The following is a 15,704-nucleotide window of genomic DNA, read 5'->3' as shown; positions in this document are numbered from 1 at the left end:
GTTTTGCCGGGACCGGCGGCGGATGCCGCAAAGGCCGGGCCCGTCAGCGGTCTGCGGAGGGAGGGCGCGGATGGGTGTCTGTGTCGAACGGCGGCGCCTGGTCAGTCCAGCGCATGGCGATGGTCGTGTAGTTGATGGTGTCGCCCGCCTTCCACTGCTTGAAGGCCGCGGCGGCGACGGTGACGCTGCCCAGGGGCATGCCGGTGCTGCGGTCGAAGACGTAGTGGACTTCGAGGGGACCCGGGTCTGCCCCGTACGGCGAAGGCATGGCAATGCCGTATCCGGTACGGCCGTCGTGGTCCTCGACCGTGCCCAGGGAGCGCACGCCTGGCTCGTCGGCCAGTAGCCGGTAGGCCGCTGCGCGCAGTCGGGGCGGCGATGGCATGCTGAACGCGATCTGCCGGGCAGTGTCGACGACGAGTTCGTGCAGCGCCTTGGGCGGGGCGTCGTAGTCCTCGTCGATCATTACGAGTAGCTGGTCGGCCAGCGTGTGCGCGTTCGTGGACAGCCCGCGCAGTTCGCGGACGCTGATGTCGCCGGAGGGCATCTCTTCACTCCCGCCGCCTGGCGCGTCGCGCTGGATGACGCCCTGGCCCTTGTAGTGAACGATGTCTTTCGGTACGGACCTGGGCGTGTGGTGGCTCTCCTTCGCGTTCTCCCGCTCGGCGCGGGCCTTGGTGGCGGGGTCGGTCAGGTCGAAGGTGTGCGGGGAACCGTCTGCCTTCCAGGCGGCCTCGTCCGACTCTGTGGCTGGCCGTGCGCCCAGGTCGGTGTGCTCGGTCCACCGTTTGTCGGCGTCAGCGGCGAGCCACGTGCGGGTGACCCACCGCTGGTCGATGACGTAGTTCTTGCCGGGGATCTGTGTGAGGTATCCGCGGTGCTCCACCTGGTACCAGTAGTCGCCCTTCAGCTGGGGCTGCCTGTCGAGGGCGTTCGCGCCGGCCAGCAGCAACTCCCGGCCGGAGAAGACCTGTTGCGCGGGCTCGTGCGTAGGACCCAAGTTGGTCGTTGTCACGACGAGCGCCGCTACGGTGGCCACGGCCGCGAGGCCCAGCCCCCACACCGGTCGCAGTCGCCGTCGCAGCCGCGCCATCGGGGACCGTGTTTCGGATGACGTGGGCGCGGCGGCCATGGCGGCCGTGAGTTCGATGGTCCGGACGGTGTCGTCCACGGGCGAGTCCGGGGCCAGGTGTGCGGGGCGTGCGGCGGCGAGGCGCTGCAGAATGTCGTCTGCCATGACGTCAGGCCTCCTCTCGTACGAACACGGCACTAGGCGGCGTAGAAGCAGGGCCAGGCGCTGGAGAAGCGTGGCTGTCATCGAGCGCCCGGTTGAGCCGGCCGCGGGCACGGTGCAAGCGGACCCGCATAGCTGCCGCCGTGCAGCCGACGACCTTGGCCGCCTCGGCCGGGCTGAGCCCGTCCCAGGCGGCCAGCATGAGTACTTCACGGTCGGCCTCGGACACCGTCGTGAGCGCGCGTAGCAGCGCAAGCCGGTCGGTCACGTCGTCGGCGACATCCCCTTCGGCGTGTTCTGTCCAGGAGCGCAGCTCAGCCGCGAGCGAGGCGCGTCGCACCTCGGCGCGAGCGCTGTCGCGCACCACGTTGCGGGCGACCCCGAGCAGCCAGGGCAGCGCCGGGTCCGGCACATCCGACAGACGACGCCAGGCGATCGTGAACGTCTCACTGACCACCTCGTCGGCAATCTGCCGGCCTGCCCGGCTGACCGCGTACGCCCATACCCGCTGCCGACACGCGTCGTACATCGCGGTGAAGCGGCTAGTTGCATCGGCCACCGCCCGCACCTCCGTCCCCTCCGGGTGCTTCCTGTCATCAGGTATTGGTGCGAGACGGCAGGACGTTACACAGGAAACTCGAAAACGACGGACACAGCTTCCCGGGAGGCGACGACGCGGAGGCCCCGGAGGGCTGGCCTCAGTCGTTGTAGGTGACGTGGACGTGGTCGTAGTGCCCGCCGGTGACGGTGTGCGTGTTGTTCAGTCCGTGGTCGTACGGCCGCCCCCAACCGCCCTGATCTTCAGGGTGGTTGATGCTCCAGATCCGTCCCTGCCAGATCACGTACTGCACGTCCAGCGCTCCGGCGTTCTTGCGCAGCCATGCGGCCAGAGCCCAGCCCTGGGCGAGCGCGGTGCCGACGGCGCGGGTGCCGAGGGTGCCCGGTGTGTAGTCGCAGGCGCGGCCGAGCGGGTGCTCGCCGCCTTCGGCGCGCGGTGTCTGGCAGCCGATTCCGCCGTGCCAGCGCGGCCACTTGTTAAGGATTTCCTGGTATCCGTGGGCTGTTGCGCCGGTCAGGCAGCGGCCCCCGGTCGGGTCAGAGTACGAGCAGGCTGTTGCTCCGCCCTGGTAGGCGGCCGGGGGGCCGGGCAGGGACACGGAGACGGGCACGGGGCCGTTGCTGCCGGTGTTGCCGAGGACGTCGCCGGCCTGGTCGTACTGGTGCACGTACTGCAGGACTTCGTTCGCGTACCAGCCGGCGTGGTTGTAGCGCAGGGCGGCCTTGCGTAGCTGGGCGTCGTCGCTCAGGTCGCTGGGCTCGGTGCCGCACAGGTAGACGGCGGCGCCGAGCGCCGCGTCGAACGCGTTGTGGGGGTCCTTGATGCCGTCGCTATTGCCGTCCTGGCCGGTGGGCCCGTTCCAGGTGGAGGGCAGGAACTGCATCGGGCCCACGGCGCGGTCGTATGAGGTGTCGTCGTCCCATGTGCCGCCGTCGGTGTCGGGCACCTTGCTGGTGTTGCCGCCGGCGCCGGAGCCGTCGAGGCGGGCGCCGATGATGCGCGGGGTGATCGTCCCGTCGTCTGCGACGCGATGGCCCGCGGCGTGGTGGGACTCGACCTGCCCGAATCCGGCCAGTACCGACCAGCGCATGCCTTTGCACTTCGGGCGGAGCTTGATGGTGCGGGAGGCCGCGTTCGCGTACGCGGACAGCATCACCGGCCCGATCCCCTTCACCGAGGCCGGCGCATCCTGTACGCCCCCGGACAAGTAGGCGGCCTGCCGCCTCTGTTCGTCCTGGTCGGCGGCCACCGCCCCGGTGAGGGCCACGAAGGCGCCGACACCGAGCAGCAGCGGCATGACGGCGGCGGCCGCGCCGAGCGCGAGCCATCCCTTCTTCGTCACGGCGTCCTCCGGCGGGCCGGCGCGGGCCGCGGCGTCCGGGGCCGGGGCCCGGCGGGGGCCACAGAAGACTGAGGCTCCGCACTGGGCGCGGGGCCGTGCGTGCGGGCCGTGTCCGTCGTCATCCGGTACAGCCGCTGGCGCAGGGCCTGCTGCTGCGTGGACGCGGCTGGCTGCGGCACAGGCCGGGGCACTCGCCGCGGCCGAGGGGCCGCCGTCGTGGTGGCGGCCGAGGAGTGACGCACGGCGGGGGAAGGAACAAGGGGCCGGTTGATGACGCGGGGCGGGGTGCGCGGGTGCGGGCGGGGCGGCAGCCCGCGGTGCATGCGGATCTTGTTGCCGGCCCAGCGGCCGCCGACGTTGTTCCAGTACGTCTGGGAGAAGTCGCGGACGGCGGGCAGCTGCCGGGTCACGGGCTGGGTGAGACGGGAGCGCAGCTGCGCGGCGGAGCGCACCATATTGCCCGGGGCGGCCTTGATCGCCGTGTGTGCGGCGCGGGCGGCTTGTGGCAGGTAGACGGGCGCGCCGAGGGTGTACTTGAGCCCGAACTTGCCTGCCCCGTACGCGGCTTTCGCACCTCCGGCGACGGCCTTGGTGGCGCCCTTGGCCATGGCGGTAGTGCCGCGCACGGCCAGGCGGGTGCCCAGCCGTCCGGCCAGTGACGTGGCCCCGCGCCCGCCCAACGACATCAAAGAGCGAGCGCCCACGCCGCCGGCGGCTGCCCCGCCGGTCGCGGATATCGCGCCGACCATCAGGGCGGTAGTGGCCAGCGTCGCGGCCAGCGACCGCTTGCGGCCTGCGTCCTGGTTCATCGCGGCGGGGGCGCTGCCGCCAAGCGGGCTGCCCGCCAGGCGGGTGCGGGCGTTCATGGCCCAGGCCTTGGACCGCTGGGTGATGCGCTTGCGGAACATGAAGCAGGCGATGACGGAAACGTCGACCGCGACGAACCGGGCGGGCAGCGCCCCGGCGTTGTCGCCGAAGGGCGCGTTCAGCAGTGCAGTCACCAGGGTGACGGCGATGGCCAGGCCGGTGACCAAGGCGACCAGGAGTCCGAGCAGGCGCACGATGTTCGTGGCCCGTTCCCACAGCCATGCCCGGCCGGGGCCGGGCATGATGCCCGCTGCGAGGGCGACCCGTGCCAGCACCGCCTCGATGACCAGACGCATCTGCGTGGACAGGTAGAGGAACGCGGTCATGAGCAGCAGCACCGTCATCAGGACCGCGGCGATGAGGATGAACAGCGCCCCGCCGACCTTGTCCCAGCCGGTCCTCTTCGCTGTGGCCGCGTCCTTGACGCAGGCCTTCTCGAAGTCGCTGTTGGGGTTGAGGCCGAGCAGGTCGTTGGCGACGTAGTCGGTCGCCTTGTCGGTGAGAGCGTCCGGGAGGCCCTGGACAGGGTTGGGCACCCACCCGAACCCGGACGGGTTCTTCTGAATGAGCTCCTTGGTCTTGTCGACCTGTTCGTTGAAGAAGGCCTGCTTAACGCGGGAGTCGCTGTACAGATCAACGCAGTTGTCGCTGAGCTGCTGGTTGTAGGAGAGCAGGAACGCGGGGCGCACTACGAACGCCTCGACGATCCCGTCGGTGACAGTGCGGGTGAGTTCCCGGGCCTTGGGCTCGGTGATCTGCCCGGCCCTCGACAGCGCGTCCTCGTGGCCGGTGGTGATCGCGTAGATGGCGATGCCGAGATCGCGGGCCTTGCCGACGGCACCGTCCTGCTGGCCGAGAAGCAGCTGCGGGGGAGCGGCGAGCGTAGACACGGCGAGCGCGCCGATCACGGTGGAGGCGGCGATCTCGCCCCAGCCGCGGGAGGTCCTGCCGAAGGTGATGTTCCAGAACGCGACCACGCCGGAGTAGGCCATCAGCAGGCCCGGCACGCCGAGCTGGACGAGCGTCTGGTTGTACAGGGCGTCCGACAGCTTCATGGCCGGCTTGAGGAACAGGGAGGCCAAAGCCCAGGACAGGGCCCAGGAGATCAGCCAGCAGCCGAACGCCACGACCCACTTGGTGAGCTCGAACAGGAACTGCGTGGCAAGTTGTTGGAGCTCGCCCGAGAAATCAGTGACGCCACCGGTGGCAGAGACGATCCGGTACGCCGATACCGGCAGGCCCTTCTCGTCGGTGACCTCGAACGCGTTGAGGACGCCGCCGTCGCCGTGCTTGGCCTTGTACTCCTTGACCCGCTGCCGCATCTCGCGGCGCAGCTTCTCCTGCGCAGCCGCCTTCTTCTCCTTCGCGGACGGCTGCTTGTCGGTGTCCTTCTTCTTGCCGTCCTTCGCTGTGCGGCCGGTCTTGTCTTTGTCCTTGGGGGCGGTGGGGTGGACGGACTCGGGAGGCAGCAGCCCGGGGGCGGTCGGTTCCAGGCCCGGCTCGTACTTCGGGAACGACGCCGACGGGGACGGCGTTGGCGTGGGGTCCCCGGGGGCGGCGCCGACCCGGGGCGCGAGCAGCATCATCATGGCCAGCGCTGTGATGACGAGCAGTAGCCCGCCCGCCAGATGACGCCGCACACCTGTGAACCCACGGAAACGTCCCCGCCGAATGGTCATGCCGTCACCGCCTCCATTCCGTCCGCGACCAGCCCTTCGCCGCCCGGGCCTTCCTCGGCTCGGGCCTGTTCGGGGTCGGAGTGGATGACGTCGGCCAGCGCCGGGTCGAGCGGCACCTGCACGCGCATCGCACCGATCCGACCGAACAGGTCGCGCACCAGGCACTCACCGGCCCGCTGTGCCTGCACCACGTCGGACTCGTCCAGCGGGGAGAGCCGGGTGGTGACCATCTCCAGCAGTTCGGGGTCGCCTGTGTCGAGGTCGAGGAAGTCCAGGCCGCGGCGGGCCAGTTCCATGTTGGTCTGGCGGAACAGGTGCCGGCGGGGGAACAGGCCGCGCACGATGCGGCCGACTTCCGTGTCGGGGCCGATGTCGTCGGGGTCGTGGCTGCCCACCAGCACGCCGGCGTTGTGCTTGCGGCCGTCGCGCACCAGCTCCAGGAGGAGGTCCAGGCCTTCGGGCGCGGAGGTGAGCCACCAGCACTCGTCCCACACGACCTGGCAGAACTCCGCTTCGTGGCGCGGGTCGAAAGCGATGTGCCGGCAGATCGCCGCGATCAGATACAGGGCCGCACGCCCGAACACCTTCTCCGGGCTGAGCCGTTCGAAATGGCCCGGCTCCAGCTCCCACTTCTTGGGCAGTGCCAGCTGAGCGACGGAGAACACCACGGAGTCGGCGTCGGTGTCGATGACCGGCAGGCTCTCGTCGAAGACTGCACGCGCGATGTCGCGGCGGGCGTGCATGTTCAGCTTGCGGGCCAAGGACCGGCAGGTCGGGTCGTCGTCGCGTACGCCGCGCTCGGTCAGGTGCGCCATCAGGGCGCGCATGCTCGGCTTCGTGCTTGCCAGGACGTGTGCGACGGCCTCGGACAGGACATCGCCTGCCTCGTCCATCGACTGGATGCCCAGCAGCATGTGCAGAAAGGACTCGCAGCGCCGCTGGGCCTCGGAGATGTCGACCGACGCCTGTCCGCGCTGCTGCGTGAACACCCGAAAGGGGTCGAGGCAGACGGCGGCGCTGCTGTCGGTGGTGATCAGCTCGGTGCGTCCGGGGCAGGCACGCGCGAAGCGCAGCCACTCCTGCTTCGGGGTGCGGTCCACGATCACCGTGCGACCGCGACTACCCGGCGCCCCCTTCTTGCGGCCTGCGGCGAGTGTCCAGTAGACGGCGCACTTCATCGCGTACGACTTGCCGCCGCCGAGCTCGCCGAGGAACGCCGCCGAGGCGGAGGTCCGCTTCATTGGGCCGCGTGTGAAGTCCATCAGCACGGGGCGGGCGCCGCCGCCGGTCAGTTGCCACCCGTACAGCGGGCCGCGCTCGTCGCCGAGTTCGGTCGCCGCCCATGGTCCGGCCATGCAGAAGTCGCGGGCGAGTAGGTACTGGGCGTAGGAGGCCATGGCCTGCGGGGTGCGGGCGCCGGGCAGCATCCCGTAGAAGAGGTGTTCCTGGTCGCCGAGCGGCCGGTCCAGGGTGTAGTCGTCGCCGCCGAACTCCGCAGTGAGCTGTCCGGCCCGCTGTTCCACCTCCTGCGGGCCCGCTCCCCAGACGCAGAAGGCGACCATGGCCCGCACGTCGACTTCGCCCTTGGACGCGGTCAGCCGCTCCCGGTTCTCCGCCAGGCTGTCCGATGCCTTTCCGATCGAGGCTGGCACCCCGGCCGGATCGTGCGCCCACTCCTCGGGCTGGCCCGCCAGGTCGCGGGCCTTGCGACGGGTCTTGGCCTCGGCGACCGCCCCGGGGGTGACGTTCAGGCGCACCACCCAGTCGACGGGGAAGCCGAAGGTGTCCAGTGCGGCCAGGTACTCCGAGCCGGGGAAGCGGAATGCCTCCGGCATCTCGGAAAGCGTCAAGAACGACTGGTAGGAGGCGCCGTGTTCGGTGGCGACCTCCAGCCACCTGCGCTTGAATACGCCCGGGCCGCGCCGCTCCCCCTCGTCGGCGAGGGCGCCGTCGATGGCCCCCTCGGTGAGCACGGCCTGGCCGAGCGCGGCGACCGTGCGGCCGCGGTTGACGAGCCCGCGTAGCGCGTCGGGGGTGGGCAGCAGCGGCTCCAGCACCCCGCGCCGCGCCGAGTGCCCGTAGATCCACAGGATCTCCGCCTCGCTCGCCGGACGCACCGCCACCGTGCCCGGCCACGTCGCCGCCATCTGCGCCCCCTGCGCCAGCCGGCGTCCTTCTTCCTGCCGGCTGATCGGCGCGGGCAACAGACCGAGCTGCAGGGCGACTTCGCCTTTCGCCGCGCCCGCCATGTCCGCCAGGCGCTGACGGCGACCGACTGCGGGCAGCGGGACGGCGAGCCAGTCGGTGCGCCCGGTCAGCTCCAGGCCCTCCAACCTGTCGAGGACCCGGTGGGCGACCTGCGTGTATTCGTCGCTGGCCGCCATGTCGATGTCCTCGGTCATCGCCCGCACCACCGCGCGCGGGTCGACCTGCGGACACAGAGAGAGCCACATCGACTCGCCCACCAGCTTCTTCACCAGCGCCTCGAGCGCCTTCAGACGGCGCAGCTTCGCGGTCTTGCTGGCGTGGACCTGGTCCACTCCCTGCACCCGGTACAGCGCCCACACCGTGCCGTGCACGCTCCACACGACGTTCCCGGCCACGTGCCTAATCGGCATCTTCACGCCTACTCCCCCTCCTCGCGCTGCGGAGCCGACTGCCCGAGAACGCGGCCCGACTGCAGAAGGGCAAGGTGCAGGCGCATCGGCAGGCTCCTGCCGCGCGCGAGCAGACCGGGGAAGACGGCCTGGGCGGTGGTGAATTCCGGGGGCCGGTTCATCAGTTCCCAGCACTCGTCGCGCACGACGTGCACGGCCTTGTCTGGCCCAGGGGTGAGTTCGGGGGTGTTCATCGCTGCTCCCTCGAAGCGCTTGAGCGGTGGGTCGCGAGCTGGGCGAGCGCGGTGGAGGCGGTACCTACGGGCGTGGTGGTCGCGCGCCGCGACGGGCGTCGTACGAGGACGTGCATCTCCGAGGGCACAGCAGATGCGGCCGCGCGCCGCTTTGGTGCCTGCGCGGTGAGGGTGACGGTGCCCTGCAGCGGCTGCGTGGTGATCCGCCGCAGCTGCCGGCCACCGAGCCGGGGCCGCTGCCCGCCTGCCACCAGGCCCGCCGCGCTCGCCAACGCCGCGAACGGGTGCCGGCCGTCGATGTGCAGGCGGCGCACCAGCAACGAGGCGAGATAAGGGACCAGGGCCAGGGCGACGAGGTTGAAGAGCCCAAACGTCGACCACAGACTGGGCACGGCGACCAGAGCGACGATCATGACCGCGAAGACGACGCCCATGGTGATGAACTGCGGCACGCTGTACGGGCCGCCCCACAGCCGGCGTCCCTCCCACTGGCCGATCATGCTCGGGTGGCGGCGGGCCTTGGTGTAGCAGCGGCCGACGAGATCCTCCTCGGCTGCGGAGCTCATGCGTCCCGACCCAGATGCACACGGCCCGCAGTCGAAGCGGTGAACACGATGGGCTCGGGAGCGGCGATCACGCGGACGACCGCCTCGCCCTGGCCGACGGTGTGGTCCTTCTTCAGCTCTTCGGCCGTCTTGTTGCTGAGCACCGTCTGGGAGGCGATGACACCCATCACGATCGCTCCGCCCACGGCGGCGACGAAGGCCTTGAGCATGGAGCGGGTCGCGGCCCAGGTCGCACCGATACTGCCCACGTAGATGATGCCGAGGACGACCACAGTGAGCAGGGTCTTGAGGTCTTTTCCCATGCCGGTGAAGTCGTCGATGATGCCGACCGCGGCCAACGGAGTGGAGTACATGAGGGCTTCTCCTTACTGAGCAGGGGAGGTGGACGGCGAGGCCGTCGACGTTGAGGGCAGGTCGGGGAGGGTGACTTTGGGGGTCGGGTCCAGGGCGGCGACCTCCCATCGGCCATCGCGGCCGGCCAGGGTGAGCGCGTATGACAGCGGCCGCGCGATGCCGTCGGGGCGGGCGGCCTTGATGTCGACCGCCAGGCGCAGCCGCTCCCGGCCCGCCGGGGCACCGATCCGTCCGTCGCCGTCGCTGTCCTGGAAAGCGGCCTCGATGGCGACCTGCGTGACGGTTGCCGACCGGTACGGGGCGGGTCTGACCGGTGAGAGGTGGGTACCGGGCGAGACGTAGCGCCCCAACTCCCCTCTGCCGGACAGGTAGGCGGCGAAGAAGGCGGACAGCGTGTCCACGGCCGGGTCGGCGGCCTGGGCCGGTAGCGGCGTGCCGTACGCGAGCTTCGCCTTCGGCGCGCTGCCGGTGGGGGCGGAGATCTCGGCGGGCAGCGCGAGCGCGGCCAGCGGGCCGCCGTCCCGGTCCGCCTCGACGGGCACTTGGAAGAACCGCATGCGGATCAGCGGCTGCTGTCTCGCGGTGGAGTTCGCCGTGTTCTTGGCCGCGGGCTCCAGGACTCGGGCGGCGACCGTCACCGACCAGTACCGTCCCGAAGCGACCTCCGTTATGCGCACCGCGGCGATCTGGCCGACCTGTACCGCGTCGGGCTTGCCGCCCAGTTCCAGGTCTTCGGCCCGCGGGTAGAAGGCGGCGAGTTCGCCCTGTGATCCTTCGCCGGCGCGGAGGAACGCGGCGACGTACATCTCCGCGAACCCGCCGGGCCCCGCCGTGTCGCCGCTGGAGGACTGCATGGCAGGGGCGGGGTGAGCGCCCGCGGCCGGCTGCGACACGATTGCCCAGCCGCCCAGCAGCGGGCCGGAGATCAGCAGGGCCCACACCAGGCGCCGCACGACGTTGGTTGCCACCGCGACCGACCCGGTCGACGGCGAGGTCCACCAACCGCTCTGCTCGTCCAGTTCCTGGTCCACTGCGACGTCGGCGCCGGACTGCCGGGCACGCTCCCTTCGGCGGCGCGTCACGATGCCGCCCTCTGCCACAGAAGCAGCTGCCGCTGCTGCTCGGCCGTATCTAGCTGCGCGAAGCGGTCGAACGCCTCGCGCGCCGGGCCTGCCTCGGTCAGGTACTCGCGCGCGATCCGAGCGGTCTGTTCCGTGAACGGCAGCGTCTCCAGCAGAGCGACCAGCCGCTGGACCCGGCCCCGCGCCGCGGCGAGTAGGTCCAGATCTGCCCACTCGGCTGACGCCTTCGCCGTGTGCGTCATCGCCACGGCTCCTCCCTCAAGTCGGAGTGTTCGGCAGACCTTTCGCCGCCGTACACACCCCAAGGAGCCGCACCCCGCAAAACGTGACCGCCAGGGGCGCACCAATTTCCACGCTTCGCATCACGCGGCGCGCACCCACTCGGCCGCCACCGGCCCAAGCCATCTGACCGCTCGCGAGCGGCGCTTGCGCGCGGCTGGCGTCGCAGCACCCGTGCGCTCGGCTTCTTCGCGGACCATGCTCACGACCGAGCGGGCCTGCTGCAGTGGCAAAGACCCGTGATCGACGCCCCACGCCAGCAGCGCCACCAGCTCGCCCTCGGCGCCATCCAATTCCGCCGTGTCGGCGACCTGTTGGGCCTGGCCCCGCTCGATCAGCAGGTCCTGCGCGACCCGGTCGGCGACATCGTCGTCGGAGGCCGCAACGTCCCACAGAACATCGAGACGAACCTCGCGCGCCTCGTCCGAGCCAAGCTCCCGGGTCGCGTGGTGCAGCGTCTCCAGCATCACGTTCGCGGCGACCTTCGCACGGCGGCGCAGCGGGAAGGTCCGCGCGACGACGTACAGGCAGCCGACCACCACCTGCGCCACGTCGTCGAAGTCGCGCCGCGGGGTGAGCAGCGACTGCGTCAGGCGCACCATGCCAGGCACCATCGCCTGCACGATGACGCGCGCGGCCAGCTGCGCTTGTTGTCCCTCGCCTGCGGCGCGCTCGAGCAGAGCGATGAGCCATCGGTCGCTGAACGCGGCGTCGCGCCGATCGGCGAGGTAGGCGACGAGCTCGCGCAGCTCCTGCGACAGGTCGCCGGCCGCGGCGACGCCGGCCTCCTCGATCCAGCCGCGCACGAGGGCGCCGTTCGCCGGGGTGGCGCACACCAGCGCCCACTCCACGTCCAGTCCCACGAAAACCCGCTGCGTAGCTCCCACGACACGACCCCTTTTCAAGTGCGTGTCGTGGACTCTCCTCAGCCCCAATGCCCCGCCGAATACCCCAACTACCCGAATGTGCAGGTCAGGTGCTTGCCCAAAGAGTGACCCACCCAGAAACGCGGTGACCCGCGCACCGCAAGGCACCCGACGCTCCCTTCGCGCAGCCGCCCGACCTGGTCGGGTGCGGGGAACGTGCCACGATTCAGGCGATGCGCCGTCAGGGAGCGCGAGACGGACAGGGCGGGGGAGGCCGGGGATCCGGTCTCAGAGGTGAGGCAGGCATCCGTCCGCGCCCTGTGGTCTGAGGGAGCGAGACCGCAGTGGAGCGCGGCCGGTCGACGGGGCGTGTTCCCCCTCCACCCGAGCAGGTGGAACGGGCGCCCGCACGGGGCACTGTCTGGAGCCGTGCTTGAGGGTGGAACGCAGTGCGCATTACCGCTGCAGCCTGAGCAGTTCCACCCCGTGCAACGGACGCAGTCACGCGCGTTGCGCAGCACAGTCAGCTATGCCCCAAACAGTGACCCACGCTGGAAAATCGCAGCTCACAGCGTTCCACCCCTGTGGAACGGTGCCGGCCGTGGAACACGTTGCCGACCCGGTTCCACCGGGTGCGTACGAGCACACGCCCGCTGCACGGGCTTCGGGGGCGCGCTGCTGCGCACCTACAGCCGAACTCCGAGCTCTCCCCAGGACGCGCTGAGCGGCACGGCTTTCGCCGAAGCGGGCGCCTGTAACGGGGCGGCAGTTCAGACAGCTCCGATGCGATGGGCGTACGCCATGGCGCCGGGTACTGGCCGGGCGCAGCGCACCGGGCAGTTGGGCCCCACGCACCGCGTAGCGGTGTAAAGAGGCACAGTTGTCCGCGTGCAAGCGGCGGGCTGCTGATCGTCGAGTTCGACGCCACCCGCGACGCCCCGCCACTGCTGGAGACCGCGCTGAAGGAGATGGCGCTCAAGACGGTGGTGTACGAGGTGGCCGGACGAGCTGCCCGTTCCGATGCCGGTCCACATCGCCATCCACGCCCTCACGACGCAGTCTTGTCTGCATCGAACGGCGTCACCACTGCGGCGGCGGTGCTCGGTGGCGGGTTGCCCTACAGGTTGCTTTTCAGCTTGCGTTCCGGGTTGCCTTCCAAGTTGCTTTCCAGGTTGCCCAATGGCAGTCCACCCCTGATGCACCGTGGGGGCGTTTTCGCAGGTCGGGGCGTCACGGGGTACTTCGCGTCGATGCCGACACCTCTCTTGTGCGCCAAGAGAGGATGCTCTTCCTTGTCTCGAGGTGGGGCTTGAACGCCGGGCCTGCTCTGCGACGATCACCTTGTGGACGGCGGAACCGTTACCCGGCAGTCGCGCCTGTCAGCTGGCGGAGCATGACGGCGAAGTTCGGGGTGTAGGGAAACGGTTGTGGCCACCGCGTTCGGGAGTGGATGAGCGAGGGAGCTATGCCATGGGTTCGCCGTTGCGGAGGTAGCGGGCGTGCCTGTCCGCGATGGCGTCTAGGGCCGCTGTGAACCTGGGCCGGATGCGGTCGCTGAGCTGGCGGCGGGCGGCGTCCGGTGTGAAGAACGCCGCTTCGGCGAGCTCGTCGTCCTGCGGGGTCAGCCGGTCGGTCTGGTCTTGGGCGAGCGTGCCGCCGTTAAAGATGAACGCGATTTGATCATCCCAAGGCCCGTGTGGGGCGACCCAGTCGACCACCAGCAGCCCGTGCACGGTGATTCTTAGCCCGAGTTCTTCGATCAGCTCCCGGCCCACCGCGTCCTCGGGTGGCTCGTTCGCTTCTGCCATCCCTCCGGGCAGGTCCCACCCTGGCTTGTAGGTCGGGTTCACCAGGAGTACGCGTCCGGCTGTATCTCTCAACAGCACGTCGGCGGCCACGCGCTTGCGGGCCTGCTTGGCGTTTCCCTCTGCGAGGTAGGCGTTCCACGCTTCAGGATCGGCAGGGGTAGGGGTGGTGGGCCTCATGCCGGGATGCCTCCCGATTGCGGAGCGATGAGATCAGCTAGGAGCAGCATTCTCGCTCTGCGTGCTTCGTCGAAGCGAACTAGGTATTCCCGTACCGGTGGATATCTCTTGTGGTGCTCCAGCAGACGACGGAGCTCGTCAAGCTGCTGGACGACCCGAACCGATGCCATGGTCGGGCTCGTGGTCAGCAGCACATGTGCGGTGTGCACGGCTGCGTCCAGCTCTCCGCGGCGTACCTGGATGTCCACCACAGTGATCTGGCTGAGGGCGAGCGATCGCGCCCGCCCGGCCTGGGCGCGCAGCGCGACGGCTTGCTCGGCTTGTGTCAGCGCCTCGTCGAGTCGCTCGAGGTCGCGCAAGATCAGCGCCGACTCGCTTGCGAGAGCGGCAGCGTCGAATGGGCTCAGCCAGGGGTGCGCGGCGTCGGGGGCTCCCTCTAGGTCGCGCCGGGCCGCTTCGAGGGCGCGGGCGGCTGGAGTGTGCTGCGAGGCTGCGGCCAGAGCGCGGGCCTGCATGGTGTGAAGTCGCGCGGTCAGCGCCGGAATCCTGGGGCCCTGCGCGGCGAGGTCGAGGCCGGTGCGAGCCCACTGCACGGCCGCCGCCGGGTCGCCGGACTGAAGGGCAAGGTGGCTGCTGGACGCTGCCACATGGGCGGCGAGCGGAAGATCACCCGAGGTACGCGCCAGTGGCAGGGCGCGGGCGAAGTGGCGGCCGGCACGGGTGTCCTGCCCGGAGTCGTGGGCCATCCACCCGGCCATTTCGGTTAACGCCGCAGCGGCGGCGAAGACTTGGGGCCCGCTGTCGGTGCTGACGAGCCGAAGCGCTACGCGGTCCGACAGGTGTCGCACCACGGCCCCGTAGAGGCGGCCGCCGCCGGTCTGCCGGTCGGCACTGCGGAAGTGGTCCATGGCGGCGAGATCGTCGCCGTCCGGCGGCGGATGGTCGGCGCGCTGGTGCTCCGGTGCGGTCGGCGCGGGCTCCCAGGCACGGCGGGCCAGCCCCAGCAGGTGACCGGGGATGTGGAAAGCGTCGGCGAATTGCTCGAACACCGTCAGCTTCTCCACCCGGCTCTTGCCGTTCATGTAGTCGTACAGCCGCCCTTGGGTGATACCGGCGTCGCCGGCGATCTGGCGAGTGCTGACGCCCCGGTTGTTGAGGAGCCGGAAGACGGTGCCCATGTCACGTTCTGCACAGGCGCGGAGCAGCCGCTCATCACTGAGTAGCCCGGCCATGATCGCGCGCGGGTCTGGTGACCGTTGGTGCATTGGCAACTCCCCCGAGTAGCGGTGAGTCGATGCTATGCCCAAGCGGCGCGGCGTGACTCCGTCTTGGAGTCACCGTGCGGAGTCTTCTTCGGTCTCGTCTGCGCGTTGACTGAATGTCAGCCGCCCAGGGCGGCAGTCCCGCCCGCAGGTTTCTCCCCTGAGACAAGTGGGCCGGGGCCATCCAGATTCCGCGAGTGTGAGGCCGCGATGACCACACCGAACAGCACTACCCAGCAGAGCCCCGCCCCGAGAGTGCTCGTCGATGCGCCGAACATCCACGCGTTGCAGCTCAGCACGGCTCAGCGTGATGGACGCTCGTGCGCCTTGTGCTCGGACTGGGCCTCCGACCGGCACCCGATTCCGCTGCTCCGAGATGAGGCGGAGCTGCACGCCTGTGAGAACTGCGCCGGACTGTACGGCGTGCCGGGGGTGCCCCAGTGAGGACGGAGCCGCTCTTTGGGACCCGGATCGCATTCGTCGAGCACGTCTCCTTCACCCTGAGGCAAGAACTCGCCCCGCATCTACAGGCGAGCGACCCGCCCACTCGGCTAGCCGCTGTGCGCATCTATTGCAAGACCGAGCCGCCGATCAAAAGGCCTGGGTCAGGTACGTCAGGCGACGTTCGCGCCCGCGAGCACGACGGCCTGGCCACGCCGGCCGAGGACTGGGAATGGATTCGAGGCAACGCCTGTGCAGGCTGCGGGAGTTCGAAGAACCTGCAGCCCGGTGGATTCGCTTACGTCAAGTTGCGTGGATTACTCGGCTACGCGGTGCG

Annotated in this window: 13 protein-coding genes; all 13 read right to left on the bottom strand. The window is 70.1% G+C overall.

The window, feature by feature from the left end:
- Positions 1 to 43: 43 nt before the first annotated feature.
- The 13 genes from OG574_RS48310 to OG574_RS48250 all read right to left on the bottom strand — a co-directional run bounded on the left by OG574_RS48310 (position 44) and on the right by OG574_RS48250 (position 14,842).
- On the bottom strand, positions 44 to 1,237 hold the full coding sequence (locus tag OG574_RS48310; protein WP_326771284.1) for a CU044_5270 family protein: 1,194 nt from the start codon (positions 1,235 to 1,237) through the stop codon (positions 44 to 46).
- A gap of 4 nt (positions 1,238 to 1,241) precedes the next feature.
- On the bottom strand, positions 1,242 to 1,763 hold the full coding sequence (locus tag OG574_RS48305) for an RNA polymerase sigma factor (protein WP_326779441.1): 522 nt from the start codon (positions 1,761 to 1,763) through the stop codon (positions 1,242 to 1,244).
- A gap of 169 nt (positions 1,764 to 1,932) precedes the next feature.
- The gene (locus OG574_RS48300) at positions 1,933 to 3,135 is read right to left on the bottom strand and encodes a lytic transglycosylase domain-containing protein (protein WP_326771282.1); all 1,203 of its coding nucleotides are present in this window, start codon (positions 3,133 to 3,135) and stop codon (positions 1,933 to 1,935) included.
- On the bottom strand, positions 3,132 to 5,681 hold the full coding sequence (locus tag OG574_RS48295; RefSeq protein ID WP_326771281.1) for a hypothetical protein: 2,550 nt from the start codon (positions 5,679 to 5,681) through the stop codon (positions 3,132 to 3,134). The genes OG574_RS48300 and OG574_RS48295 overlap by 4 nt, the downstream gene beginning before the upstream one ends.
- Positions 5,678 to 8,305: an ATP-binding protein gene (locus tag OG574_RS48290; RefSeq protein WP_326771280.1), complete on the bottom strand. Its 2,628-nt coding sequence runs from the start codon at positions 8,303 to 8,305 to the stop codon at positions 5,678 to 5,680. The genes OG574_RS48295 and OG574_RS48290 overlap by 4 nt, the downstream gene beginning before the upstream one ends.
- A gap of 2 nt (positions 8,306 to 8,307) precedes the next feature.
- On the bottom strand, positions 8,308 to 8,532 hold the full coding sequence (locus OG574_RS48285) for a hypothetical protein (protein WP_326771279.1): 225 nt from the start codon (positions 8,530 to 8,532) through the stop codon (positions 8,308 to 8,310).
- A complete protein-coding gene (locus OG574_RS48280) occupies positions 8,529 to 9,098 on the bottom strand; it encodes a phage holin family protein (protein WP_326771278.1) in 570 nt (189 codons plus the stop codon). The genes OG574_RS48285 and OG574_RS48280 overlap by 4 nt, the downstream gene beginning before the upstream one ends.
- Entirely contained in the window at positions 9,095 to 9,451 is a 357-nt protein-coding gene (locus OG574_RS48275) for a hypothetical protein (RefSeq protein ID WP_326771277.1), read from the bottom strand. Before OG574_RS48275 ends, OG574_RS48280 begins: the two co-directional genes overlap by 4 nt.
- Positions 9,452 to 9,463: 12 nt before the next feature.
- The gene (locus OG574_RS48270; protein ID WP_326771276.1) at positions 9,464 to 10,534 is read right to left on the bottom strand and encodes a conjugal transfer protein; all 1,071 of its coding nucleotides are present in this window, start codon (positions 10,532 to 10,534) and stop codon (positions 9,464 to 9,466) included.
- The gene (locus OG574_RS48265; protein WP_326771275.1) at positions 10,531 to 10,776 is read right to left on the bottom strand and encodes a hypothetical protein; all 246 of its coding nucleotides are present in this window, start codon (positions 10,774 to 10,776) and stop codon (positions 10,531 to 10,533) included. The genes OG574_RS48270 and OG574_RS48265 overlap by 4 nt, the downstream gene beginning before the upstream one ends.
- Positions 10,777 to 10,896: 120 nt before the next feature.
- Positions 10,897 to 11,676 (bottom strand): hypothetical protein, encoded by a 780-nt coding sequence (locus OG574_RS48260; RefSeq protein WP_326771274.1) that lies wholly within the window; start codon positions 11,674 to 11,676, stop codon positions 10,897 to 10,899.
- Between the two features lie 1,466 nt (positions 11,677 to 13,142).
- Positions 13,143 to 13,664: an NUDIX hydrolase gene (locus OG574_RS48255; protein WP_326771273.1), complete on the bottom strand. Its 522-nt coding sequence runs from the start codon at positions 13,662 to 13,664 to the stop codon at positions 13,143 to 13,145.
- Positions 13,661 to 14,842 (bottom strand): helix-turn-helix domain-containing protein, encoded by a 1,182-nt coding sequence (locus OG574_RS48250; RefSeq protein ID WP_326771272.1) that lies wholly within the window; start codon positions 14,840 to 14,842, stop codon positions 13,661 to 13,663. The genes OG574_RS48255 and OG574_RS48250 overlap by 4 nt, the downstream gene beginning before the upstream one ends.
- Positions 14,843 to 15,704: the final 862 nt, after the last annotated feature.

Origin of the sequence: Streptomyces sp. NBC_01445 (assembly GCF_035918235.1) — a bacterium.
GTDB lineage: Bacteria > Actinomycetota > Actinomycetes > Streptomycetales > Streptomycetaceae > Streptomyces.
The sequence above is the reverse complement of the archived record's forward strand: the minus strand, read 5'-3'. Positions and strand labels throughout refer to the sequence as shown.

Coding starts and splice junctions, on each gene's coding strand:
- OG574_RS48295 (WP_326771281.1), bottom strand. CDS start 5,681: ATGACCATTCGGCGGGGACGTTTCCGTGGGTTCACAGGTGTGCGGCGT.
- OG574_RS48275 (WP_326771277.1), bottom strand. CDS start 9,451: ATGTACTCCACTCCGTTGGCCGCGGTCGGCATCATCGACGACTTCACC.
- OG574_RS48285 (WP_326771279.1), bottom strand. CDS start 8,532: ATGAACACCCCCGAACTCACCCCTGGGCCAGACAAGGCCGTGCACGTC.
- OG574_RS48310 (WP_326771284.1), bottom strand. CDS start 1,237: ATGGCAGACGACATTCTGCAGCGCCTCGCCGCCGCACGCCCCGCACAC.
- OG574_RS48255 (WP_326771273.1), bottom strand. CDS start 13,664: ATGAGGCCCACCACCCCTACCCCTGCCGATCCTGAAGCGTGGAACGCC.
- OG574_RS48305 (WP_326779441.1), bottom strand. CDS start 1,763: ATGTACGACGCGTGTCGGCAGCGGGTATGGGCGTACGCGGTCAGCCGG.
- OG574_RS48250 (WP_326771272.1), bottom strand. CDS start 14,842: ATGGGCACCGTCTTCCGGCTCCTCAACAACCGGGGCGTCAGCACTCGC.
- OG574_RS48280 (WP_326771278.1), bottom strand. CDS start 9,098: ATGAGCTCCGCAGCCGAGGAGGATCTCGTCGGCCGCTGCTACACCAAG.
- OG574_RS48265 (WP_326771275.1), bottom strand. CDS start 10,776: ATGACGCACACGGCGAAGGCGTCAGCCGAGTGGGCAGATCTGGACCTA.